This is a genomic window from Dialister sp., assembly GCF_036343215.1.
In the GTDB taxonomy this organism is placed as follows: domain Bacteria; phylum Bacillota; class Negativicutes; order Veillonellales; family Dialisteraceae; genus Dialister.
Genome location: NZ_JAZASU010000227.1, coordinates 1 through 1,093 on the forward strand (window position 1 = coordinate 1; position 1,093 = coordinate 1,093).

At 48.8% G+C, this 1,093-nt stretch carries 1 protein-coding gene; it reads right to left on the reverse strand.

Annotated elements, in window-relative coordinates; translation table 11 throughout:
* Positions 1–863: 863 nt before the first annotated feature.
* Positions 864–1,093 (reverse strand): nuclear transport factor 2 family protein (locus VZT47_RS10600; RefSeq protein ID WP_330224919.1); only part of this gene is annotated, 230 nt, incomplete at its 5' end.

Consider the following 1,093-nt stretch of genomic DNA (forward strand, 5'->3'; position numbering starts at 1 on the left):
CAATATTCCCTGATACCGGCCGAGGTGGTGACCGATAGTATCCTGACGATTTCCTTCATAAGTAACCTGCCTGTTTCGTGCAGAAAATATTAAATTCGCGTGGCTTCATGAATTGCAGCGCAACACCCCGTTTCCCGGGTCCCGGACAATGTGAGGCTATTAAAAACGACTGGTCTTTTAAAAGCTGCGAAAAATATGGTCCAAAATAAAAAAGGCCGCCCTATGAATTTGGCGGCCACCTTCCCTTTCCCCCTTCCCCTCGTTTTCTAACAAAAAAGCCACTACTCCCGGGGTATACTGCTCCGAGGGGTAGTGGCTTTCCTCATACTGGTATTTTCTTTTTTGTTTTCACGGGCCCGTGAATTTTTAAGCTCAGTCCGTCGCCCTTTCCGCTTTCTCTGAGAATGGCTGCCGTAGCGGAAGCTTATGGGTGATTTCCCTTGCTCTGCCTATATAGTGCAGAAAAGGAAATTTATTTTATTAGATTTTCGTTAAATTTTTGGAATGCATATTTATTTTCAAAATTCGCAGCAGGAACTGGCAGTGCAGGGGTGCCATGGAAGTTACCGGCTGCCGGAGGGCCCATGATTACGTAACGCATGAATATTTTGAGTCAATTTCGACTGGCAGGGATCGTGCAGTTCCCCCTCACCCGCTTCGCGGGAGCTCTCCGATCGAGGGGAGCCTTTCCCATTCGCATGTCCTGCTTTAGTAACACTTGATACCCCCCAATATGAGCTTTCCCCGCGCCTGTGCAAAATCCCCATACAAACTCGGCGGCCATCAGGCCGCCACCTCCCCGCAATCCGCTCTCCGCTATCCGATTGATCGCTTCTGACTCAAAACCTCTATCTGCCAGTTGACTATATCTTCTCTCTTCTCTCGCTCATGACGAAGTACTGGTCCCGCACGGCAATCTTCCATAGACCTCCGGTTTTGACGAGCTGATCTTCATAGCGAAGGTAATGGTCGTAGAAATAGTCCTTCCCGTTCATGGAAATCAGGAGGACTGTGCGGCAGTAATGGGTATCCGTAGCGGTATTTCCATGAATTTCAATGACCTGCTGGCCGTTCATATGATGGGAAGCTTTGA